Below are 24,661 nucleotides of genomic sequence, written 5' to 3' on the forward strand. Positions count from 1 at the left end.
ATGTCTATCAGTTCAGCTATTAAATCTATTCAAGATATTATGCGTAAAGACGCCGGTGTCGATGGCGACGCACAACGCCTTGGTCAAATGTCGTGGTTACTATTTTTAAAAGTATTTGACGCACAAGAAGAAGAGCTAGAACTAGAATTAGACGACTACCGCGAGCCAATTCCAGAGCAATTTTTATGGCGCAATTGGGCGGCCGATAACGAAGGCATAACGGGCGATGAGCTTTTAGAGTTTGTAAACGATAAGCTGTTTATTGAACTTAAAAACCTAACCGCACCTATAGATAAAAATCCACGCGGCTATGTAGTAAAAGAGGCATTCTCTGATGCCTTTAATTACATGAAAAACGGCACGCTACTGCGCCAGGTTATTAATAAGCTAAACGAAATAGACTTTACCGACTCAAAAGAGCGCCACTTATTTGGCGACCTGTACGAGCAAATACTAAAAGACTTACAAAGCGCAGGTAACGCGGGCGAATTTTATACCCCGCGCGCAATCACTAAATTTATAGTGGCAGTAACCGACCCAAAACTAGGCGAGTCAATCATGGACCCTGCGTGTGGTACCGGTGGCTTTTTAGCGTGTGCATTCGACCATGTAAAAGCAAACTATGTTAAATCGGGCGACGACCACCAAATATTGCAAAAGCAAATACACGGCGTAGAAAAAAAACAACTTCCGCACTTACTGTGTACTACCAACATGATGCTTCACGGCATTGAGGTACCGGTACAAGTTAAACACGGCAATACATTAAATAAACCGCTTTCAAGCTGGGACGACCAAGTAGATGTAATCATCACCAACCCTCCGTTTGGCGGCACCGAAGAAGACGGCATAGAAAAAAACTTTCCAAGCGACATGCAAACCCGCGAAACAGCCGACTTGTTCTTACAGCTCATTATTGAAGTGCTTAATGAGCCTTCAGCCGGTAAAGAAGGTGGTCGCGCGGCGGTTGTATTGCCAGATGGCACCCTATTTGGTGAAGGCGTTAAAACCAAAATTAAAAAGCTGTTAGTTGAGGAATGTAACTTACACACCATAGTACGCTTACCTAATGGCGTATTTGCCCCGTACACAAGTATTAAAACTAACATATTGTTTTTTACTAAAGGCACGCCAACCAAAGACGTGTGGTTTTACGAGCACCCATACCCAGCTGGGGTTAAAAATTACAACAAAACCAAACCTATGAAGTTTGAAGAGTTTAAAACCGAACTTGAATGGTGGGGCAGCGAGGCAGACGGTTTTGCCAGCCGTACTGAGACAGAGCAAGCGTGGAAAGTATCAATCGACGATATCATTGCCCGTAACTACAACCTCGACATTAAAAACCCGCATGTAGGTGAGGTAATCAGCCACGATCCGCAAGAGCTATTAGCCGATTACTCAAAGCAGCAAGCAGACATACAAGCATTACGCGATCAGCTTAAAGGCATATTGTCAGCAGCCCTTTCAAAAGATACTGAGGGCAAGTAATGGCTGAGTCAAAAATACCAAACCAAAACGCAGAGCAGCTAATCACCGAGCATCTTGATATTTGGACCACTGCCATAGAGCAAAAGTCGTCATCAGGGCGCGGCTCATCTAAAAAGTTTTCACTTCATGGCATTAAAAAACTCCGCGAACTTATTTTAGAGCTCGCAGTGCGTGGCAAATTAGTGCCACAAGACCCAAACGACGAACCCGCCGCCAAACTTTTAGAGCGTATAGCAGCTGAAAAAGCGCAATTGGTAAAAGATAAAAAAATTAAAAAGCCAAAAGCACTACCGGAAATCAGTGAGGAAGAAAAGCCGTTTGAATTGCCACAAGGGTGGGAGTTTTCTAGATTAGGAGTCACTCTTACCAAAATTACTGATGGTACTCATCATTCACCACCTAATAGTGATACAGGTGATTACCTCTATATTTCTGCTAAAAATATTAAGAATAATGGTGTTCAACTTAGTAATGCGTCTTATATTACTAAGGAGCATCATGATGAGATATATGCACGCTGTGATCCGGAATTTGGTGACCTTTTATATATCAAGGATGGTGCAACTACTGGAATAGTAACAATTAACCAGCTTGAAAAACCATTTTCAATGCTTTCAAGTGTTGCACTTTTAAAATGTTCAAATTATATCTTGAATAAGTATTTATTAATTGCACTTCGCTCTCCATTTTTCTATCAAGAAATGAGAGCTGGTATGACAGGTGTTGCGATCACAAGGGTGACACTGAAAAAATTGGATAATGCATTTATCCCAATTCCGGCACTCGAAGAGCAACACCGTATCGTTGCTAAAGTCGATGAGTTAATGAGCTTGTGTGATGCGCTTGAGGCACAAACTGAAAATAGTATTTCGGCACATCAAACATTAGTTGAAGTACTGTTAGAGGCCTTGCTAAAAGCACCAGAGCAAACCGCAACACCCGAACAAACCACTGCGCAGTTTCAACAAAACTGGCAACGCTTAAGCGAGCACTTCGACACGCTATTCACCACCACAGCCAGCATCGACACGTTAAAGCAAACCATTTTACAACTAGCTGTAATGGGCAAACTCGTCCCACAAAACCCAAACGACGAACCCGCAGCCAAACTCCTAGAGCGCATAGCAGCAGAAAAAGCTCAACTGATTGAAGACAAAAAAATCAAAAAGCAAAAACCACTGCCAGAAATCACCGACGAAGAAAAACCGTTAGTGTTACCACAGAGTTGGTCGATATGTCGATTGGCAGAACTATTACCTCAGTTTCAAAATGGTGCTTCAAGTAGAGGTGACAAAAGTGGTCGTGAAATTATTGTATTAAGATTGGCAGATATTAAAAATTGGGAAGTTTGTCTAAAAGAAACTCGTTTGATTCAAATAGAAGAAAACTCAATCAATAGATACCAGCTTAATAAAGATGATATTTTGATCATTCGAGTAAATGGTAGTGCTGATATAGTGGGACGTTTGATCGCTTGTAGGGATGATTTTGATGCAATTTATTGTGATCACTTTATTAGAATGCGCTTTCCATTCAAAATTTTCACTACGGAATTTATTTCACTACTTGGGTCCACAGATCTAATTCGTAAAAGAATAGCTGAGTTATTTGTTAGCACCGCTGGTCAAAAAACGGTTAATCAAACTCATATAGGTTCATTAATAGTTACAGTTCCTCCTTTAGAAGAGCAGCAACGCATCGTGACTAAAGTCGATGAGCTAATCTCACTATGCGACCAACTCAAAGCTCGTTTGACTGACGCACAAACCACTAAGCTTCACTTAACCGACGCCATAGTCGAACAGGCGTTGTAACTATGGCAATTATTTTCGAACAGCCACAAACTATTGCGCAGTTGTTAGCGCAACAACTCACGATTCCTGAGTACCAAAGGCCCTACAAATGGCAGGCCAAGCACGTTAATCAGTTAATTGATGATATTTTTAATCACCGCACTAAGCCGTGTTATCGGCTCGGTACTGTTGTATTGCATCAAGATAAAGAATCAGTGAATGAGAATAAAAAACAGACACTGAACATCGTTGATGGCCAGCAGCGGCTGCTCACTTTAACGCTGCTTTGCACCATTCTTGATGGGGCTGAGAAAGCTATTTCATCCTCTTTGCTTGAACATAAGTTTGAATCATCAGTCAGTATCGACAACCTCAAAAATAATGCTCAGATCATTTCTGAACGAGCAGCAAGTTTGACTGCCCCCGAAAAGCAGGAATTGCTTAATTTTGTGCTTAACAAGTGCGAGCTTATTCAAGTTACGTTAGATGACTTGAGTGAAGCGTTTCAGTTTTTTGATTCTCAGAATGCCCGTGGTAAAGCCCTTGCGCCGCACGATTTGCTCAAAGCATATCACCTGCGTGAAATGATGGACGCCACGACACAAACAGAACGCTTGCACCATGTAAGCCTGTGGGAGCAAGGCGTTAACCCTGATGATGATTCAGCCAATTTGCACACCATCATGGGGGAGTTTTTGTTTCGTATGCGCCGATGGATTGACGGTGATTACGGCATTGCGTTTAGTCGTCATAACATTGATGTATTCAAGGGTATTAACTTGGATAACGCACAATATGCTTATGTGGATGCAATGCTGGCGCTCGATTACGCGATTGAAACCTTTAATGGCGATCCTATGCGAAAATGGGACAAGCAAACTAAGAGTTACCCTTTCCAAGTAGAACAGGTGATGATCAACGGTAAGCGCTTTTTTGAGTACATTCAGCATTATATGACCATTCACACAAGCTTGTTTGTTGGCAACGAGGCAAAGCTCTCTTTATTTGTTGATAAATACGCTAGGTACAGTGGCAGTCACCGTAAAGGGGATAGCTATGTGCGTAATTTATTTTTGTGTACCGTGATGTATTACTACGACAAATTTGGTGATGTGGAGTTAGAAAAAGCGGCGCAGATTTGTTATCGCTGGGCATATTATTTACGCCTTGAATTGCAACGTATTGGCATGGAATCAGTTGATAACCACGCTAAAAGCCGTAGTGGGTTATTTAGAGCAATTCGCAAAGCTGTTCACCCTCAACAGGTGTTGAACTTTCAGCCGCTTTACATAAAAGTGCCTAAGTTTAATAATGCTGAGGAAGTACAAGGGTTTATTGAAGCAATGAAATCGGGAAGTATCAATGAGTGATGTGAACCAAGTAGAACAGTTATCCGTTAGAGCGCTTTTTAATAAGAAAACTGAATATATTATCCCTATTTATCAGCGGAATTACGCTTGGGGTGCACCTGAGATTGAGCAGCTTATTCAAGATATTAGTGATGCCGCAGGGCTTATTACTCAGCCAGGTGAAACTGTTAGCGTAAAACAAGTAAAATATTACCTGGGTAGTCTTGTTGTGTATCAGCGCACAACTCATTCACAGCAATCAAATGTGGTGTACGAGACTATTGATGGGCAGCAAAGGCATACCACGCTCTCTATTTTATTGGCGTATCTAAAACATCGAAAAGTATTGGATGAGAGTGACCTAGCAGGGTTAGACATTAACCTAACTTTTGATAGTCGCCCAAAATCTTCCAGAGCGTTAGATGATATTTATAAAGGTAAGTCAAGTGGCGAGGCTGAAGAGCCTAACATTCATGCTGCGTTGAACATTATTCAGCGTTACTTCAAAACCAAAGGGCTAGATACAGAGGCTAAAATTAAGCAGTTTTGCGAATACCTGTTAGATAACGTCACTATATTGAAAGTCGTTGTGCCACCGCAAACCGATCTTAATCACTACTTTGAGATCATGAATAATCGTGGTGAGCAGCTAGAAAAACACGAAGTATTGAAAGCGAAATTCATGGCTACACTGAGCAATGATGAGGGAAGAAACTGTTTTTCGACCATTTGGGATGCTTGCTCAAATATGACGCGTTACACACAGATGGGTTTTCAATCTGATTTGCGTAAAGAAGTATTTGGTGACAATTGGCAAACAATGCCAAAAAGCTTTGATGTAATTCAAGCAAAGCATACGAGTAAACAGCAAAAACAAGATGCAATGACACTACGCGAAATTATCGACAACAAAACACCCAGTGAAAATACCGATGATGAAGAGCGCGAGAAAGAAGAGCGCTTTGGTACGGTTATCGACTTTTCAAACTTCTTACTCCATGTACTAAAGTTGATGCCTGAGATTAAGGGTGTATCGCTTGATGATAAAAAATTACTTAATGCGTTTATCAGTAAAGATAATGGCTTGAAGGTAGAAGCCAAAACCTTTGTATATGAGTTGCTTAAGTACCGAATTCTATTTGATAGCTACATCATCAAGCCTGACCAACACAATGAAAAGCGTAAGTGGAGCCTACAAACACTCATAGCTAATACGAGCGGTACTAGCACAAGTTCTAGCTATAATAACTCTTTTGGTAAAGACCAAGACACATTAAATGAAAAATTGCGCATGATATTAGCAATGTTCCATGTATCAAACCCAGCCTTAGTTTATAAGCGCTGGTTAAATGATGCGCTAAGTATTTTGAATAGGAATGTTACACAGGATGCGGATTTAAGCATTGATGGAGAGGTGTACTTAACTGAGCTTGAACGCTTAAGCGATCGCTATTTTGAAGAAATCACTGTCGGCCAATGTTTAACATTTAGTGATGAGAATCAAGGCGTATTACACCAAGGAACGGGAGTTCAAAACTTCGTGTTTAATCGGTTGGATTACCTTTTGTGGAAGCGTTTATCAGATGGTGAAACATTTGATGGTAAAGGTAAAAAAGAGCTTGGAAAGCACTTTGATGATTTTCAGTTTAATTTTAGAACTTCTGTTGAGCATTACTTCCCGCAAACTGATCCATCAGGTGCAAGCAAAATGGAGGATGTCGATCGCTTTGGAAATTTATGTTTAATTTCGCCAAGTAGTAACTCGAGGCTCAGCAATTACTCCCCGCAGGATAAAAAGTCCTTCTATCGTGAGAACAATCGTGCCGAGAGTTTAAAGCAAGCGATTATGATGAGTTACGATGACTGGGGCCCCGTGGGACTAGGTCGAACAAATTTAAAAAACCATGAATCGGCCATGTTAAAGGTTTTATCCGCAATAAAAATATGAGCTGCAGCGATAAGTCGAGTTACTTAATAACACGGCTGATAATTAATGGCCAATATTGGCTTAACAGTAAAGGTTACTGAATTTAAGCTTAAAGCTTGGTTGTATAACCTGCTTTTTTAGTTGTTTATCATTATTTTTTTGCTTATCACAGTTGATTTATATACTATCTCGCCACGACTAAAGTATTGCTTTATTTTAGTTGTGGATGGCGAAAGGGAACGTAAAGATTTTATGGATAAAAGCCGAGCAGTACTACCAGATCCCCACTGTTAATTTTATACCTCTTTATAATTTTTTTCCTCGCTATTAATGCGTGTTTTCTGCTTTGAGGTTTCAAAGTAGTTGTCTATTTAATTACGAGAGTACAAAAGATAAATCATATGGATATACTAGAAAGTTTACTACGCAGTTTTGATACAAATGTTGTTAGCGGTGCTGTATTAATTTTAATGTTTTTTGTTTTTGGTTCAGGTTTGTTTTACACCAAAAAGGCTAGGCAAGTTGAGTTTGTTCAGTTTGTTCCAACACTATTAACTACTATGGGTATATTTGGTACTTTTTTAGGTATAGTTCTTGGTTTATTAGAATTTAACCAAAATGATATAGAAGCCAGTATTCCGTTGTTGCTAGCGGGCTTAAAAACTGCATTTATTACAAGTTTAGCGGGTATATTTTTATCTTTAGTGTTTAAAACACTGTCTACGTTCTCATTTTTAAAACCTAAGCAACCAGAAGATAGCATTTCTCATGCAACACCTGAGGCGATATTAGGTGCTATGCAAGCGCAGGTTGCAGAAACAAAAGTTTTAAAAGAAGCGATTGTTGGTAATGAAGAGTCAACACTGTTTGGTCAATTAAAAATATTACGTGGTGATATAAATGACAATGCAAAAACATCGATAAATATTGCCCAAGAACAAGCTGTAAAACAACAAGAGAGCTTTGAGGCGTTTAGTGAAAAGCTATGGCTTAAACTACAAGACTTTGCAGATACTTTATCAAAGTCAGCTACAGAGCAAGTTATTGAAGCATTAAAGCAGGTGATTAGTGATTTTAATAACAACTTAACAGAGCAGTTTGGTGATAACTTTAAACAATTAAATGAAGCGGTAATTAAATTAGTTGAATGGCAAGAAAACTATAAAATTCAGCTTAAAGAAATGAGTGACCAATACGCTCATGGTGTTGCTTCTATTTCTGCTACTGAATCATCTGTTGCTCATATTAGTGAGCAAAGCCAAATAATTCCTCAATCAATGGGTGAACTAAAAGGTGTTATGGAAGTTAATCAGCATCAATTAGCTGAGCTTGAACGCCATCTAGAGGCCTTTAAAGATATGCGCGACAAAGCTGTTGAAGCCGTCCCGCAAATTCAAAAGCAAGTCGAAGCTACAGTAAACGATATATCGGCTGCTGTAACAACAGCGAGTGACCATTATAAAACCCTTCTTACACAATCAGACGATTACATAAAAACTCACGTTCAGACATCTAATGATTTATTAGACAAGTTTGCTCATGAAACAGAGAAAGGCATTAATAGTGTTGGTGAGCGTTTGATTGAAAGCTCAGACAAGATTGCTACAGAAGTAGATAATGCTGGCACTGATTTCATAAATCGTACAAGCAGAACAAATGAAAGTTTACAAGTTAGCTCTGATGCTTTATCAAAAAATAGTAAAGAGATACAGTATCACTTAGAGGGTACCGTTAGCGACCTAAACAATCATATGCGTGACATGATTGAAAAACTAGTAGATGACGCTAAAGATATTACTTCAACTATGAAGCAAGCTAATCAAAACCTTGTGACCGATACAGAGCAGGTGCGTGACACTGTGGTTAAGTCTGCAGAAAAACTTCAGCAACGCCTTAACGAAGTTATTGACGATGCAGCTACACAGCAAATTAATCAAGCTAAACGTACCTTTGACGCAATGGAAGATGAGGTTAAAAAGCAGGTTGGTATGACTGGGGAAGCTGTAGACTCGCAACTAAAACTTATTGATACTGCGATGCAGCAAGAAATAAACCGTGTAATGAACGAAATGGGTAAGGCACTTGCACAGGTAAGCGGTAAATTTGTTGATGATTATATTAAGCTAACTAAAGCGATGAATGAAGTTGTAAGTCAGCGAGTAATGTAATGGAAAAGATATTTGGCTCTCAAAACACCTCACAAGATAGTGGTGACCATTGGTTAACTGTATCAGATTTGATGGCTGGTCTAATGGTTGTATTCTTGTTTATAGCTATTGTTTTTATGATGATAACTCAAAAAGAAAACGACAAGATTAAAGATGTTGCTGTTGCTTACCAACAAAACCAAGTTGCTATATATGAAGCTCTAGAAAGCGAGTTTGAAAAAGACCTTGATAAGTGGGGAGCAACAATAGACAAAGAAACGTTAGCGTTTAACTTTCAATCTCCAGATGTGTTATTTGCTAATAATGAAACTAGATTAAGCGACGCATACAAAGAAATATTAAACGACTTTTTCCCCCGTTATATCAACGTGCTTGCCCCGTTTAGGGACTCTTTAGATGAAATTCGTATTGAGGGTCATACCTCAAGTGTTGGTTTAAGAGGCTCTACAGAGGCGCAAGCATACTTTTATAATATGCGATTATCTCAGGGGCGAACACGTTCTGTATTAGAGTATGGCTATGCACTTATGCCTAATGAGTCTGATTGGATTAAAGCTAATATTGCTGCAGTTGGTTTTTCATCTTCACGCTTGATTAAAGAGAATGGAGTGGAAGATGCTGCAAGGTCAAGGCGTGTATCCTTTAGGGCTATTACTAATGCTGATATTCAAATAAAACGGATACTGGAGGCGCAGTAATGAAGCTAACAGTTGATTTTAGTGCGTTACATAGAGCGGTAGCACCCTTAGGGCAAGTTGTTACAGACTTTTCTATTACCAGTGATGCTTCTGAACTTGAGAGCATTGGCAGTCATCTTAATCAAGGGATGATTTTAGGTAAAGATGTACAGTTAGATGAAATTGATGGGTCAAACGGTGTACTAAACTATGATGGTCATCAGGTTATGCTATATATACCAGATCAAGGAGATGACATTGAAGCAGTGTTGTCTAATGGTAAATTGGGACGACGTATCCATGTGGCAGAGTGTTCTACTCTTGAGTTGATGCGAGAAACAGGCCGGTTTAAACGCTATGATGTAATTAATCGCGTTGATGGTTTTTTTCCTGTATTTGGCTCTAGCTACAGAGGAGGGCCTAATACAGAGGGGGAGGCTGATTTAGGTGTATGCAAAAACTGCTTAAAAATTCTTAATTACAAGGGTTATTCTACTCAAAGTTCTCAAGTTAAAAACCAAGTATTTAATAGTTTTTCATTTGAACAATTTTTCGAAGTTTATAGCTCCTACTTTAAAAGTTTACCTGTTAACAGTAAAAAAAGCACAAGCGGTTATACGTCAGATTGGCCATCAATTTCGGCTAAGTTAAGAAGCGATTTAAATTACTCATGTGAGCAATGCGGCATTGATCTTAAATCTGAAAAAAGGCTCTTACATACTCATCATATCAATGGGAATAAAGCAGATAATGAACGAGATAATTTGAGAGTACTTTGTGCAGATTGCCATAAAAAGCAACCACATCATGACCATATATATGTAAGTAACTCAGATATTCTCAAAATTAACCAGCTTAGACGAGAACAACATAAGTTTGACGTGTTTAATTACGATAATCTGCGAGAGTGTGCAGATACAGCATTAGATGGCCTTTTACAAAAATGTGAGTCGACTAGATTACCAGGTGCTGAGCTAGGGATTGTTATTCAAGATAAAGAAACATTTGTTTCAATCGATCTTTGCTGGCCAAGGCGTAAAGTAGCGGTGCTTATTAATATGAGTAATTCTAATATATTAAGAAAACACGGCTGGACTGTATTTACTGCATTCGACGCCTTGAATAACTTTGAGAATTTTCAGCGCCAAATTAGATAAGAAATTTTAATTTTAAAGGATTAATTTATATGCACTCTAAAGCAAGCTTTGATGCTGAAACACTCAATAGAAAAAATTAAACGTGTTTTACAATGTTTATCAAGTCAGTATCAAACAAAAACTGACTACAGCAGCCAATCTATAACAGTAAAGATTAAGCTGTCTGAATATGGTTTTAGACAGAGTGGATGTAGAGCTCGATTTTTAAATCGAGCTCAAATTTAGACTTTTTTAAGTATTAATTTTCGATTCCTAAAAAGCAGTCTTTAGTTTCTCTTTGATAAGTTCAATGTGTTGTTAAGGCACTCGACAATTATCAAGAAGGGTTTGAGCTCGAGTTGGAGCCTCACAAGCCCTATTCAGTTGGTTAAAGGAGGCGAAGTAATTGAGTGTTCTGGTTTAATTCCTTTGGACACTTAATTTTAAGTAGTTAAAGTATTTATTAATAAGGGAAAAACATGGAGCAAGCATTACAGTTTAATAGGTTATACAAGGATATTTCAGAAAGTCTGAAAAGTACTCAAGGAGATCTTTCCTCTCTAACGTTAGATAACCAAGAAGGTAAAGAAAAACTCAGTGGTATTGTTGCTCAACTAGCATCAATCAAAAGTCACTTTGATAGTGAGCTAGGGCTATTGCAAGAAAATGCCGAATGGGAAAACTTTGTTATTGCATTTTTTGGTGAAACTAATGCTGGCAAAAGTACAATTATTGAGTCTCTTCGCATACTGTTTAATGAAGAATCTCGTCAAAACTTAATTAATTCAAACATTAATGATTTAAATGAAGCAAAGCAAACATTAGAAGAACATGTGAGGATTGTGAAAAGCTATATTGAACAGGTTGCACTAACACACGCTACACAATACCAATCTTTGCAAAATGAAGTTATTAAAATAACCGATATCATTCGACTAGAATCTTCCCAAAGAGTTAAGAAAAAAAATATTATTAGCCTTTTTATGGGAGCTTTTTTAGGAACTGGGTTAACTAGTTTGTGTTGGATTATGTTTAGAGGCTAATATGAATTTCGATACAGATGTTTCAATGGTCACGCCTTCTGGTACCCCAAAGATTAGTGGTGATGCAAAAAAATTAAATAAAAAAGATTTGGTAAATGAAACCTTTACGAAAATTGATTTGCTTGTTGACTCCTTCAAGGATGTTATTGATTCACATAGCATGATGTTTCGCACAGATGGAACTATCATTGGCACAGGTAAAGCTGACTTTACTCAGGGCAATACAACTTATGTGTTAAGTAATTCAGGTAAAAAATTTCATTTGATTGACGTTCCAGGAATTGAAGGTAACGAATCAAAATATGAAACGATGGTAAAACAAGCTGTAGCTAAAGCCCATTTGGTTTTTTATGTCAACGGAACTAATAAAAAGCCCGAAAAAGTTACAGCAGAAAAGATTAAAAGCTACTTAAACCGTGGCACACAGGTTTGCCCTTTATTAAACGTGAGGGGGAATGCTGACTCTTATGAATTTGAGGAAGATAGAATATCTCTGAGTAATGAGCATAACAATACAGGCCTATTGCAAACCACCGAGGTGTTAGAGCAATGTATTGGAAAAAAAAGGCTTTTACCAGCTTATTGTGTTCAAGGTTTATTAGCATTTTCTTCATTGGCTAAAACAGAGCAAAATATATCAACAATTCATTCCTCTAGACAAAATGACCTTATAATCCAACAACGAAACTTTCTTAAGCACTTTCATAAACATGAAGCCATGCAAGAATTTAGTGGCATTAAAAATATTGCTAATGTTTTAGAGAGTAAGGCTGCAACTTTTCGTGAAGACATCGTTGAAAGTAATAAAGAGAAAGTAAAAGAATTACTCAACGAAAAATCATCGATATTGAATAGCTTATTGTTTGATTACCGGTCTTTCTTTGAAAAAATTAAACCCGAATTCTCTGCTTGTGAAGCCTCTATCAATGATAAGTTCTACTTGTTTAAACAAAGTTTATGCAATGGGCGGCGAAACTTACTTGAGCAATTTTTTTCTAATCTTGCAAACAAGGCTGATGATATTGTTGAAGATAACTTTGGGGATGAAGACTCAATATCTAGGCAGTTAAAGCTAGCGAGCAATGAGGGGCAAGAAAACTTAGTAAAGGAGTTCTCCGAGCACTTTAAAAAATGCGTTGATGTTTTGTTAGAGGACTTAAAAACTGCAATGTTGCGACTTATCGAAGATATTCAAAGAGTTGAATTTCAAACTGATTTAGAAAAAATCAAATCTCTAGATAAAGTTAACTTTCAAACTTCTGAAATAGAAATGGGTTTTGATTTAAAAGACTTTGGTAAGTTTGCTTTTAATATTGCATCTTATGCTCTATCAGGTTTTGCTATTGGTACTGCATTTCCGGGGATTGGAAATATTGTGGGTGCTATTGCTGGAGCAGTTGTTGGGATACTTTCTAGTTTGTTATCAGTTTTCACAAGTAAAGCTAAGAGAATTAGAAAAGCCCAATCTAAGGTTCAAAGTAGAATTGACGATGCTCGCGATTCAGCCCTAAATAAGGTGACAGAGGATCTTGAGCAAGTTGTTAATGATGTCAGTGACAACATAATATCTCCAATTAAAGAACAGGTTGATCTTCTTCAAAAAAGTGTTAATGACCCTATTGAAATTATTAATCAACAAATAAAAATAATGGCTAATTTATCAGAAAAAGTGGAAGCAATGCCTTATGGAACAATTCAAGCAATTTAATATAGAAAAACAAGCAGTTATTGAGAAGTTGGGAGAATTAGAAAGTATTTTGAAGGAACTGTCATTTTTAGGGATGGATGTAGATGATGGGTTTGAAAAAATTAAGTCAGCTTTAAATTCAATTAATGATGATGTGCTGAAAATAGCATTATTAGGTGCTTTTTCTGATGGAAAAACCAGTGTGATAGCTTCTTGGCTTGGTCACATTATGGATGATATGAATATAGACATTAACGAGTCTTCAGATCGTATAGCGGTATACAAACCTGAAGGCTTACCGGAAAAATGTGAAATCATTGATACTCCTGGTCTATTTGGTGACAAAGAGAAAGAAGTAAATGGCATCCAAGTTATGTACAGCGATCTTACAAAGCAATATATATCTGAAGCTCACATTGTATTGTATGTGGTCGATGCAACTAATCCCTTAAAAGAAAGCCATAATGGTATAGTTAAATGGGTCTTACGAGACCTAAACAAACTCTCATCCACTATATTTGTGATTAATAAAATGGATGAAGTAACAGATTTAACTGAACAAGTTATGTTTGATCAACAAGCAGAGATAAAGAAAAATACACTAGGTGAAAAACTTATTCGAGCTGCGAACTTATCAGCTGATGAATTAAGCAATACACGAATGGTGTGTATGGCCTCGAACCCTGGCGGAAGAGGATTAGAATTTTGGTTCTCAAAACCTGAGCATTATGAAAGTCGCTCAAGAATAAATCACCTTAAATCAATGACAACTGACGTCCTCAGCAGTAATTTACCGCAAGCTCTCATTGCTAAGACCGGTATGGATGTCGTGAGTGACCTTATATCAAACAAAGTAAAAGATGCTAGCCAGGAATTAGATACTCTTGATGTGTACTTTAAGCAGAACAAACAAGAAACAGAGCGAATAGCACAAGATATTATTAGCGGTAAGAAACAAGTAAAACGCCTATCTAGTGAACTGTATGAAGAGCTGAATGTTATTGAAAAAAAACTACTTTCAAAATTGCGAGCACTATCATTAGAAGATATCAAGCCGTTTTTAGAAGATGAGATTGGCTATAACGGGGACGATATTGGCTACAAGCTGAACTTGAAAATCAAAACGACAATTGATCGTTATTTTGAACAGTCCGCCCAAATCACAAACCAAATTGGTAGTGATATAAAAAGGCATTTAGACACAAGTGAAACCTTTATTAATTCACTATCGAAAAGCTCACTAAATGCAGTAAGCGGCGCAGCAAAAAGTATATCAAAAATTCCCGTAGACTCGATTAAAACAGCTATTTTTACAGCAAGAGATATTTTAGGTAACTTAGGTGTAGTTATTAAATTCAAACCTTGGGAAGCATCTAAACTTGCTGCTAATTTAAGCAAATGGTCAGGTCCTATTGGCGCTACGATAAGTGTAATTTCAGACCTTATGAGTGCTTATCAAGAGCGTGAACAAGAGCAGAAACTTCAAGAAATTAAAAATGATATTGGAGATATGCTAAAAGATACATTTAAAGAACTTTATGAATTAATGAGTGATGACGATAAAACTTTCGATTTCTTTTCACCTCAGCTCAAAGAGTTTGAAAAGATACTGGCTAAAATGGAGTTAGGTTCTAATGATTTAGAAGAGAATCGAAAGCAATTAGTCATTATTATTACCAAACTTAACACGATAAACTCGAATGTATGTAGTGGTCAATAAAATTTGGCCACAGTTTTAGAATCTTTGTATCTAATCTCAGATTCATTTGGTGCTAAACCTGCATTATAATGATGCGGCCTAACGTTGTTGTAATATCCGTTGATATAATCACTAACGCTATATTTAGCATCTATAAAATTTCCATATCCAACCTTTGGCATCCATTCCGTCTTAAAGCTTCTAAAAAATCGCTCCATTGGCGCATTATCCCAACAGTTTCCACGCCTACTCATGCTTTGCGTAATTTTATAGCGCCATAAACGTTGGCGAAATTTTAAGCTTGTATAATGACTACCTTGGTCTGAATGGAACATCAGTCCTGTCGGTTTTCCTCTGCTTTCATACGCGAGTTCAAGCGCTTTTAGCGTTAAATTAGTATCTGGCGACAACGACATTGCCCAACCAACGACTTTACGCGCAAATAAATCGATAACGACCGCTAAATAAGCCCAGCGATTGCCTGTCCAAAGATACGTCACATCACCACACCACACAGTATTCGGTTCAACAACATCAAACTGCCTATCTAGCAAATTTGGGATTTCAAGATGCTCATTACCACCACGTTTATATTGATGTTGTGGTACTTGGCAGCTCTCTAATTTTAGTTTAACCATCAGCTTAGCGGCACGATAACGGCTTAATTCAAAGTCATTATTCGTTGCTATTGTAGCGATTGTCCTTGCACCTGCCGAGCCTCCACTCATTCTATGTATGGCTTTAACCTCTGCTTCTAACCTTACTTGCTCAGGTGTAGGCGTTGTATCCCGTATAGCCCAATATTTATAGCTGCTGCGATGCACATTGAATACGTTGCATAACACGCTAATAGGGTAGCGCTCTCGTTGATTTAATTTCTCGATTAACGAGAATTGTTCAGGGAGTCGGACATCAAGAGAGCGGTAGCCTTTTTTAATATATCCTTTTCTAATTCAATGCGTTGGATTTGCTTTTTAAGTTCACGAATTTCAATCTGTTCGGGCGTCATTGGTGAAGCGGATGGTGCTTGGCCATTCCGTTCTTGCTTTAATTGAGTAACCCACTTACTTACAGTTGATTTACCAACACCCATAGCCTTGGCTGCATCTTCTTGCGTGTAACCTTGGTCGACTACAAGCTGAGCTGTTTCTAATTTGATTGCCGCAGAATATGTTGCACGTTTTAATTTCTTCATTTTTTCACCCAAATTTGTATGCTTATTAGCATAACATTTCTTTCTTAATGGGTGGCCAAAATCACTGTACCACTACAGTAAACAACACTATCGAAGCTGGATTAGAACTCGAATCAACACTTTAGAAAAGAGAATTTTAGAGTATTCATTCAGTTTTTAGGGGACAGAATTTATATGGATTATTCATTATTAAAAAGCAAGCAACGAGAAGTTAGAGATGGCTTTCGGCAAAGTCCCATGAGCAGACATAGGTAACGCTTTGCTCGAGTAATTTTACCGTGTGCAGCAACTTGTTAAGTGCTTACGTTACCAGATTTCGTCTTGGCTAGTTTTTTGGGAGCTATGGACTTCCCATTGTTTACTAGACACCTAATGAGGCTGTAATTTGAGAAAAGTGTTTAGCTAATTTATATAAATTAGCTAAACAAGTAAGTAAAGATTGGTTTATGAGTATTAATGAGAAACGGTAATGCAAGGTTCTTAATCAATCATAATTTCGAGCGATGTCTATAATGCCAAGCGATAACTATTCAAAACCATGTGTTGATAGAGTGATAGTTACTGTAGCTTCAAATTTATCATTAACACTGGGCAAAACTTCTTTCGCTTTAAAAAATTTCGAATCGCTGTTTAAATTCCATGAATCTTCATTTGAAACCTTTTGAGTTTTAATAGAGCCATCTTGAAATTTATCTAGAGCTTTTGAAAAGCCTGCACTTACACCAAGATTAAATGCTTCAAGAATAAGATTATCGATTTCAGGGGATGCCTCATTAAGTTTGCCGAGTTTTGCTTTCAACTCAGCAATGGCGTTATCCACGCCTTTACATTCAGAATCGAGGACTCCTGCTTCTCTTAATCTTTTAATTACGTAGTTTTGACCAATTTTATTATACATACCACCGTCTTTACTTTTTTTTCTTGTTTCCATAAGGTTTCCTCTTTAATTATTAATCCAAATATTAGTTAAATTTTTTGTATCCATCATTTCGTTAATTTCAATTAGCTTTAAATATGCTTTATTCTTACTAGCCTTTTGTTCTGGTTTAGCAAGCTTTGAATTTGCCATTGTGACGGGAGTTACGTTTATGTAGTGAAAGCTATCTAAGCGGGTAAGAACTTTATTCAAAATATCGGTAGAAACTGAAGTTTTAAATAACTTATGTAGGTGCTTTGTAAGCGGAGTGGGGTCTATTTCTCTTTCAAATCCATCGCTAAAAACAATATCTATCCCAAATTCACCATAATTTTCGAGGTCTAGCTCTTTTGAGGTACATAGGTAAACTATGCCTTCCCCGTTGTGACGCCATTCAAGTATTTCAAATAAGGCTAAGGCTATTTTAATATCCAGCGGTTGTAAGTTAGGGTTGGAGATAACATTTAAAACAAAATGCTCATATCCTTCAGGTGCTTTATCAAATGCAAATACATCGCCATTGTTATTTTTAGTAGATATTTGTAACAGTGGGCGATGAATGTATGTCTCACCAAGAGCCATATATTCTTTCGATAATTTTGAGTTTTGGTGTTTATTTTTAATAACAATAGGATTATCGAATGAGCCCGGGTTTTTATTTATTATTTCCATATAAATCCTAATAAAGTTTAAATTATCGTTATTACCTAATTTATTTAATTTTTTGTTTTTTTAAACAATACCTTACAAGATATTGCAAATTCCCAATGAAAAAACCAGAAAGAAAAAGCACTTAAATCATTTAAATTCAATGTGTTGTGGTTTTTTTATTTGCTTTTTTTTACGTTGTAAAATACTACTTTATACCGGTTACTATGTACTTATTGATTACAAACAACTAGGTACACAGCATGAGCACAACCTCTCAATTAAAACGTATTGTGGCACACTTTTCCACTGAATTATTAGAAGAGTTTAACATAGAAGGGCTTTCGCAAGATAAGCTATTTAAAAAGGCTTTATGTAACATTTCTGGCTTTAGTTATGCTAATTCACAAGGCTTAGATGTTGATGATTTGATAGCCCGATTAGAGCATTTAGCAATAAATACAATGCCTAAAATGCTGCAAAAAAATGTGCATATATTTTGTAAAGCGTTTGGTCTGCCCAAAACGCTTACTCCTTTAGTTATTTTTTCGTGTTGTATGACGCTCAGTAAACCATTACGCGAACTTGTAGAGTACTTACGTGACGATTACGCGAGCGTTATTTTAGAAAAAATAGCTTACGTTCTTGGTTTTGATGAAGCACTACTTAATAAGCAAATTAGTTTGGTTATTGAATCTGGTATGTATTCAATGGATATGGAGATATTTGCAGGGGAAGATGAGTTTTTAATTTTACCAAACTCAATTGCTAAAAGCCTGCTCGAGGGTAAGTTAAATAGTGAAAGTGATATTTTATCTAACTTGGTTACCCCTTGTGAAGCTTCTGAACTTAGCGCTGCTGATTTATCTCACTTAGATTTAAATACTTTGCTTAAAGCTACGCAAAACGCAACAAAGAGCGGCGGGCAATCATTGAGTATTTTATTTTATGGCGTGCCAGGTTCGGGCAAAACTTCATTGGCGAAATATATAGCGCAAGCGTGTGGTTCGCAGTTGCTTAAGGTGCAAGCTAAAGGTAGTAATTTAATAAACCCAACAAACGAGCTCGATAGCCGAAGCGCAAGTTCTGAGCTGCGCTTAGAGCACTTTAATGTGGTAAGTAAGTTGGTAGGTAAGCGTAAAAAAACTATGCTGTTACTGGATGAATGTGAAAACATTTTTGAGCGTGATTTATTTTCAAAAAGCTTTTCAAAAGAGTTACTTCATACCTATATTGAAAATCATCCTGTAGTGAGTATTTGGATCACTAATCATCTAGAAGAGTTACCACAGAGCGTTATTAGGCGATTTAATATTGTTTACGAAATTCCTGAGCTAAACAAAGCAACTAAAGAAAAAATGATTGGCAAATATGTTAAAGGTTTGAGTGTTGGTAACAGTTTTATAAGTAAATTAGCTACTCAACAAAACTTACTGCCAGCTCATATCGCTAAAGCGGTACATGTAGCAAGGTTATGTGGATTTAAAGCACAGACTGCGCGTGAATGCATAGAAGAGAATATTCAAGATACTTTAACTGCATGCGGCTTTTCGGCTCACGAATTAACTTATCAAGCAGCGCAAAAGTTTAATCCTGGAATGGTGAATATAGAGTCTGAGTATGCATCACTCGAACAGGTTGAAGAGGCTGTAATTGAATATTCGAGTTCACGAACTCTACTAACGGGCCCGCCAGGCACCGGTAAAACAGCTTTTGTAAATTACTTATGCGAAAAAGCTGATTTTAAACTTATATCTGTTAAAGCATCTGACTTATTAAGCAAGTGGGTTGGCGAAAGTGAGCAAAATATTGCTCAACTATTTAAGCAAGCTACACAAGAAGGAAGTGCAATATTTATTGATGAGGCAGATAGCTTGCTATGTAGCCGTGAACAAGCGAAGGCTAATTGGGAAGTGCAAACAGTTAATGAATTACTATGCCATATGGAGCAATTTCAACTCCCACTTTTTGCAGCAACTAACTTTGCTAAAAATTTAGATAAAGCGGTAATGAGGCGATTTGATTTTAATTTAAATTTAACCTATTTAACCTCGGTTCAGGCTAAGCAATTATTTAAAGATACATTAGGCCCAGGAGTGTTAAATAAGCACTTAATGCATGAGTTATTCCAGCTTACAAAGCTCACACCTGGTGACTTCGCGATTGTAAAAAGGCAAATGAAGTTTTCAAAAAAGCGAATGACTCAAGAGCGAATGTTATCGGTTTTACAAGAGCAAAACGCTCTAAAAGAAGACGGAAAGCAGAAGATTGGGTTTGTTATTTAGTTTTTAGAATTAGTTACACCTAATTTTCGATACAGAATAGTGGACTTCTCACAGCTTATAACTTAAAAACAGTTAAAAGCTTTAATTCTTAAAAGGATATCTATGAAAGTTAATGAACAGTATGTCTATATATACAGAGACCCAAAGACTTCCAAAATTAAATATGCGGGGAGGGGAAAGTCTGCTACACGAGCCTCATCGCACCAAAAAAAGACACATAACAGTGAACTTGAGAATTGGCTGAAAGATGCAAGCTATAAGCTCGAAATAGCAGGCCCGTATGAAAATGAACAAACAGCAATTGCTGTTGAAGAAGCATTAATTTCTACTCACCAGCCTGAATTTAATATGCGAAAAGAGTCTTCTAAGTACAGTTTTCGCCCTTTGGGTGTGCCAGAAAAATACGTTACTAGGCTTGAGCAACAACCTTTAGGATATGGCGATTTGTTTAAAGGGAATACAGAGTCAATTATATTAGTTAAGGTCACAGATAAAACGTTAGGTGATAGAGTTGGGTATAATTTAGTAGAGCCACCTAGTGATGCTGCAATCGTTGAAAGAGTAGAAAAATACTGGCAATTAGGAAATGATAAATATCTAGGTACTTGGATTAAAGATAAAAAACTGTCTCCGACGTTAATACTTGGTATTACGGGGAGTCCTGGAAACCAAGTAATAATAGCCTCTCTTGAAGTTGATATTTCTGCATGGGATGCGGTTGAAGTTATGAAAAAAAAGCTCATAACAGTCCCTTTAAAAGATCGATCAAAGTTAGATAAACATTATTTACGAGGGTACCGCATCGCTTTATCTGCTGACATAAAATTTGGACGAAGTATCCAAGAGCACTTTAGAGTAATTCAAAAATGACTCCACACCACTTAATATAATGATCTCACACCGCCATTTATCAATTTTAGAGCTTGTGCCAATAGCGCCTAGCTCTATCTCGATCCTTCAACTTCAGCAAAAGCTGGTTGATCGCGGTATTGTTTTATCAACCCGCATGCTTCAACGAGATCTTCAATCACTATACGAGCAAGGCTGCTTCGGTCTTGAAAAAGACACGCGCAGTAAACCCTATGGCTGGTCTATCAATGCGCAGTGGAGAGGTGGTAACTCAAAAGTAATGAGCAGCGAAGTGGCAGAGCATTATTTGTTGTTGGAGCAATTACTACCGCAATCTGTACCCAGTGATGTTAAACAGTCGGTACATATTAAAGCAGAGCAGGCGCTTAAACGTTATAATGGCCATATGCCTGAGTGGCTTTCAACCCTGCCAAAACCGTCGTTAAAAGTGAATGTTGATACTCAGTTAGTTGAGCAAATTGAGCATGCGATTATGCATAAGCGTGCAGTGAGCGCTGAGCTTTATAGAGTACTTTATGATGAGGCTCATTGGCTAAAATTTGCGGAGTTAAGTTTTTACAACTTAGTTGAGCAAGGCGGTGTGTTAATGGCTCAGTTTATGGTGGGAGAGCTTCATGACAAGTGTTATCAAATGCCGGTTTACCGCATTCGCAATGTACACATTTTGCAAAAAACACGACGAGAGCCAAGCACTGAGCAATTAAAGTCGTTACGTAGTGCGATTAACAAAGGCATGTCGCAAGAAGCGATCGAGTTAGTTGTAAAAGTACCTATTCATTCGGCGGTTAATCAAGGCTTTATTGAACTTGGTGAGCTGATTAATAAACAACAGATTGATGATAAAAACGTATTACTTACCTATCAAACTATTGATACTGAACAACTAGTCGATGAGCTATTTAAATGTGCCCATTGGCTTGAGGTTATAAAACCTGAAAAGTTGCGGCAAAGAATCACTACAAAGCTTAAAGCGGCCGCTAACATTTATAAATAACTTTAACTAGTTTAGGTGCGTCAAAAATTGACGCACCTGTTTGCTATGCTCCTTTTAAAGTTAAGGAGTAGTTATGTTTCAATTAATTCAGCAAAATGATGGTTTATCGATTGGTGTATTTGGTATTGGTGGGTGTGGCTGTAATACTTTTAACAGTATTTTTGAACAACGCGAGTCTGAGCAGGCGCACTTGTTCAGCGTTAATACCGACAAAGTGGTACTTGAGCATACGCAAAGTGATGAAGCAGTACTTATAGGTGCAGAGCTAACTCATGGATATGGTGCGGGTGCCGACCCTAAAGTTGGGCTGCAAGCGGCAGAAGAGAGTAAAGATCAGCTTTTAACGCTTATTAATGGCTGCGATATAATACTGTGTGCAACAGGGTTGGGTGGTGGAACTGGGACTGGCGCTAGCCCGTATATTGCGCAACTTGCTATTGAGCAAGCCAAACCCATTATATTTGTTGCTACATTGCCATTTAGTAGTGAAGGGCAGTTTAGAAGCAATATAGCGCAAGCAGGTTTAAATGAGCTTAAAGAGCATGCTAATGCTGTTATTACTCTCCCAAATGATCAACTGATAGAAGTCCTTGGTAACGATATCGGCTTATTTGATGCCTTCAAACATAGTAACCAAATACTCCATTCACTGATAAAGTCACTCATCGATATGCTTTGCTATCAAGGCTTAATAAACGTTGATTTAAATGACTTTGCTAAAATTATGGACTGCCAAGGTGATGCTGTACTTGGGGTAGGCAAATGTAATGAAGAAAGCGAGTTAACTGCTGCGCTTGATAGTGCACTTAATAATCCGCTGGTTAATCAAGTTGATATGTCATCAAGTACCGGCGTGATAATACAAGTGAACTGTAAAGATGAAATTTCACTAGGTAGTTATAACCTTATTACAGATACAGTGCGCCAGCAGGTAAGCCCTAATGCGTTAGTTATTTGTGGTGTTTCAAAAATTGAAAACTTAGTAACCAATTATGAGCTACTGGTTATTGCTACGGGCGCGAGTTCAAAAATGATACTTGATGACACTAAAATTGAGTCAAGCTCTAAAGTAGTCGCCACTAAACCAAAAGCATCTGATATTTTTGATATTCCTGCTTTTATAAGAAATCAATCTGCACCACCTAGTAAAAGCTCTTTATAGGTTTTGTAAGCAAAGAAAAAGTTGTATTGCAATATGTAAGCGCTACTCTAATATTTGCAAAAGGCGGCTCTTTTTAAGCTTTTGGGTTTGCTGAACTATATTACTCCAGATAGTTGAATAAGCACTTGTTGTACTTTTTAACTTGGCAGCAACCTTATTAAAACAATCTAATTTTAAAAATGATTTTTTAGCCGTTTTGTTTTTTAACTTAGCCTGTATTTTTACTTCTTTGAGTACTTCCTTCTCAAATAGGGAAAAGTTTTTATAAAGTGCCTTAATATCAGTGTTATATATTTTATTCGAGTGGTCATAATGTTTACTCATCGGATCGTGATTTGAAACAGAGTGATGAAGCATTTTTTTAGACTCAATTTCAGCAATTGTTGATGACCCAATTTTTTTAGTTAGCACTTCTTTCATATGTGACTTTAAGAAGCTGCGAAGTAGTGTTGGAAATGCTCCGGCTGAGCCTTTTATATTTATGTTATCTCGCGGGGCCGCTACCATGTCTTTTGGCGCATGATACTTAAGTGCTCGGTTTAAACTCTCTTTACTGATGGGCTTTGAATCGTCTTTAACCTTGCAAAATAAGTAGGTGCGGTTTTTGTCTGGGTTTAATTTTAATTCTTGTTGTATCGCTTTTTTCATCTCGGGTGTGAGTTGTATTCTAAACTCTTTTTGGTTTTTCATTGCTCCGCGAGCGGTATGAGTTGTTTCAGGAAACGTTAAAAATTTAGGATTAGTTAAATCATCTATATACGATAGACGAAGGTTGCAAATATTTATGGGTCTTAGCCCAGTAAACATCATCAGTAGTACCGCATTTATTAATGTATTATTTTTAGCTGTTTTTAGGTTTATGTATAGCTGAGAAATTAGAGATATATCAGTATATGCCTTGCATGGAACAGGCTTCGCCGTTCGAGAATATATATAATTTTTATCTACTTCTAGGAATGGATTATCGCCATTATTATATTTATTTTTTGCGAACACCCACAGCTTTTTCATTTGCTCGCATAGCTTAGCCACATGCGGGCCACTTTTCTCTGTTAGTAATTGATCAAGCGTTGCTTCTATTATTTCAGGCGTAATAGTCTGAAATAACGTATTTTTACCAAATGCATTTTGAATTGCATTAAGGTAAGAGGTATATGTTGTTACTGTGGTTTCAGCTAACTTGCTAGGGCTATATTTATTAATCGCCTGTAAGTTTTCTATTTGTTTACTCACTACAAATTCGAATGTGTAATTAGAGGTGTTCTTTTTGTATATTTCGGCCGCTTTTAATTTTGCTGCTGAAAAACTCATATTATTAGAATCACCAATCTTTGTGTTTTTTATGCCATGTACTTTTTTAAAATGAGTAAAAAATTTAATAATACCATCATGCTGGAATACAATTCTTATTTGATCTTTAAGCTGATATTTTGAAAGTCTTCTTCCTTTTTCCTGCGATAATATAATAGTCGCAAGACTGGCTAGCTCTTCCATTGACTCGTCATTGTATGGAGGCTTATTCGCATTAAATTCAGCCATGCAAAGGTCACGACTGTTAATCGTGACCTCACATGGTTTTATTGAATTTAATACTGATGTTGCCATTAATATATAAGCCTTA

General features: G+C 37.3%; 18 protein-coding genes. 14 read left to right on the forward strand and 4 right to left on the reverse strand.

The annotated features are described in order from the left end of the window. The 10 genes from PTRA_RS16390 (at nucleotide 1) to PTRA_RS16435 (ending at nucleotide 14,991) form a co-directional block, all read left to right on the forward strand. Entirely contained in the window at nucleotides 1-1,491 is a 1,491-nt protein-coding gene (locus PTRA_RS16390; protein WP_058374747.1) for an N-6 DNA methylase, read from the forward strand. Then, nucleotides 1,491-3,305 carry a restriction endonuclease subunit S gene (locus PTRA_RS16395; RefSeq protein ID WP_058374748.1) on the forward strand — a complete coding sequence of 605 codons (1,815 nt, stop codon included), beginning with the start codon at nucleotides 1,491-1,493 and terminating at the stop codon, nucleotides 3,303-3,305. Before PTRA_RS16390 ends, PTRA_RS16395 begins: the two co-directional genes overlap by 1 nt. Nucleotides 3,306-3,307: 2 nt before the next feature. Then, entirely contained in the window at nucleotides 3,308-4,654 is a 1,347-nt protein-coding gene (locus PTRA_RS16400) for a DUF262 domain-containing protein (RefSeq protein ID WP_058374749.1), read from the forward strand. Then, the gene (locus PTRA_RS16405) at nucleotides 4,647-6,581 is read left to right on the forward strand and encodes a GmrSD restriction endonuclease domain-containing protein (RefSeq protein WP_058374750.1); all 1,935 of its coding nucleotides are present in this window, start codon (nucleotides 4,647-4,649) and stop codon (nucleotides 6,579-6,581) included. Before PTRA_RS16400 ends, PTRA_RS16405 begins: the two co-directional genes overlap by 8 nt. 380 nt (nucleotides 6,582-6,961) lie before the next feature. Next, nucleotides 6,962-8,728, forward strand: a complete 1,767-nt coding sequence (locus tag PTRA_RS16410) for a MotA/TolQ/ExbB proton channel family protein (protein ID WP_058374751.1) — start codon at nucleotides 6,962-6,964, stop codon at nucleotides 8,726-8,728. Beyond that, nucleotides 8,728-9,426: an OmpA family protein gene (locus tag PTRA_RS16415; RefSeq protein ID WP_058374752.1), complete on the forward strand. Its 699-nt coding sequence runs from the start codon at nucleotides 8,728-8,730 to the stop codon at nucleotides 9,424-9,426. Before PTRA_RS16410 ends, PTRA_RS16415 begins: the two co-directional genes overlap by 1 nt. Continuing rightward, nucleotides 9,426-10,562 (forward strand): HNH endonuclease, encoded by a 1,137-nt coding sequence (locus PTRA_RS16420; RefSeq protein ID WP_058374753.1) that lies wholly within the window; start codon nucleotides 9,426-9,428, stop codon nucleotides 10,560-10,562. Before PTRA_RS16415 ends, PTRA_RS16420 begins: the two co-directional genes overlap by 1 nt. 458 nt (nucleotides 10,563-11,020) lie before the next feature. Beyond that, entirely contained in the window at nucleotides 11,021-11,584 is a 564-nt protein-coding gene (locus PTRA_RS16425) for an OLD family protein (RefSeq protein ID WP_058374754.1), read from the forward strand. A gap of 1 nt (nucleotide 11,585) precedes the next feature. Continuing rightward, nucleotides 11,586-13,292: a YtxH domain-containing protein gene (locus PTRA_RS16430; RefSeq protein ID WP_083497550.1), complete on the forward strand. Its 1,707-nt coding sequence runs from the start codon at nucleotides 11,586-11,588 to the stop codon at nucleotides 13,290-13,292. After that, nucleotides 13,270-14,991, forward strand: coding sequence for a LeoA/HP0731 family dynamin-like GTPase (locus tag PTRA_RS16435; protein WP_058374755.1), 1,722 nt, complete (start codon nucleotides 13,270-13,272; stop codon nucleotides 14,989-14,991). Before PTRA_RS16430 ends, PTRA_RS16435 begins: the two co-directional genes overlap by 23 nt. Here PTRA_RS16435 and PTRA_RS16440 read toward each other — a convergent pair. The 3 genes from PTRA_RS16440 to PTRA_RS16455 form a co-directional block, all read right to left on the reverse strand. Further along, nucleotides 14,985-16,165, reverse strand: a protein-coding gene (locus PTRA_RS16440; RefSeq protein WP_099046601.1) for an IS3 family transposase whose coding sequence is annotated in 2 segments (ribosomal slippage) — nucleotides 14,985-15,907 and nucleotides 15,907-16,165 — 1,182 coding nt in all. Because the reading frame shifts where the segments join, the coding sequence is not laid out codon by codon here. The genes PTRA_RS16435 and PTRA_RS16440 overlap by 7 nt on opposite strands. Before the next feature lie 526 nt (nucleotides 16,166-16,691). Then, nucleotides 16,692-17,096 carry a hypothetical protein gene (locus PTRA_RS16450; RefSeq protein ID WP_058374756.1) on the reverse strand — a complete coding sequence of 135 codons (405 nt, stop codon included), beginning with the start codon at nucleotides 17,094-17,096 and terminating at the stop codon, nucleotides 16,692-16,694. 12 nt (nucleotides 17,097-17,108) lie between these two features. Continuing rightward, nucleotides 17,109-17,753 carry a hypothetical protein gene (locus tag PTRA_RS16455; RefSeq protein ID WP_058374757.1) on the reverse strand — a complete coding sequence of 215 codons (645 nt, stop codon included), beginning with the start codon at nucleotides 17,751-17,753 and terminating at the stop codon, nucleotides 17,109-17,111. Nucleotides 17,754-17,992: 239 nt separating this feature from the next. Here PTRA_RS16455 and PTRA_RS16460 point away from each other — a divergent pair, with 239 nt between their 5' ends. From PTRA_RS16460 to PTRA_RS16475, 4 genes are all read left to right on the forward strand, one after another. Next, on the forward strand, nucleotides 17,993-20,014 hold the full coding sequence (locus PTRA_RS16460) for an AAA family ATPase (RefSeq protein ID WP_058374758.1): 2,022 nt from the start codon (nucleotides 17,993-17,995) through the stop codon (nucleotides 20,012-20,014). A 102-nt stretch (nucleotides 20,015-20,116) separates the two neighbouring features. Beyond that, a complete protein-coding gene (locus PTRA_RS16465; RefSeq protein WP_058374759.1) occupies nucleotides 20,117-20,884 on the forward strand; it encodes a GIY-YIG nuclease family protein in 768 nt (255 codons plus the stop codon). Between the two features lie 19 nt (nucleotides 20,885-20,903). Further along, nucleotides 20,904-21,878, forward strand: a complete 975-nt coding sequence (locus tag PTRA_RS16470) for a helix-turn-helix transcriptional regulator (RefSeq protein WP_237113508.1) — start codon at nucleotides 20,904-20,906, stop codon at nucleotides 21,876-21,878. 73 nt (nucleotides 21,879-21,951) lie between these two features. Next, a complete protein-coding gene (locus PTRA_RS16475; protein WP_058374760.1) occupies nucleotides 21,952-23,040 on the forward strand; it encodes a cell division protein FtsZ in 1,089 nt (362 codons plus the stop codon). A gap of 42 nt (nucleotides 23,041-23,082) precedes the next feature. Here PTRA_RS16475 and PTRA_RS16480 read toward each other — a convergent pair whose 3' ends face one another. Further along, nucleotides 23,083-24,645, reverse strand: a complete 1,563-nt coding sequence (locus tag PTRA_RS16480; protein WP_058374761.1) for a tyrosine-type recombinase/integrase — start codon at nucleotides 24,643-24,645, stop codon at nucleotides 23,083-23,085. Between the last annotated feature and the right edge of the window lie 16 nt (nucleotides 24,646-24,661).

Origin of the sequence: Pseudoalteromonas translucida KMM 520 (genome assembly GCF_001465295.1) — a bacterium.
Taxonomy (GTDB): domain Bacteria; phylum Pseudomonadota; class Gammaproteobacteria; order Enterobacterales; family Alteromonadaceae; genus Pseudoalteromonas; species Pseudoalteromonas translucida.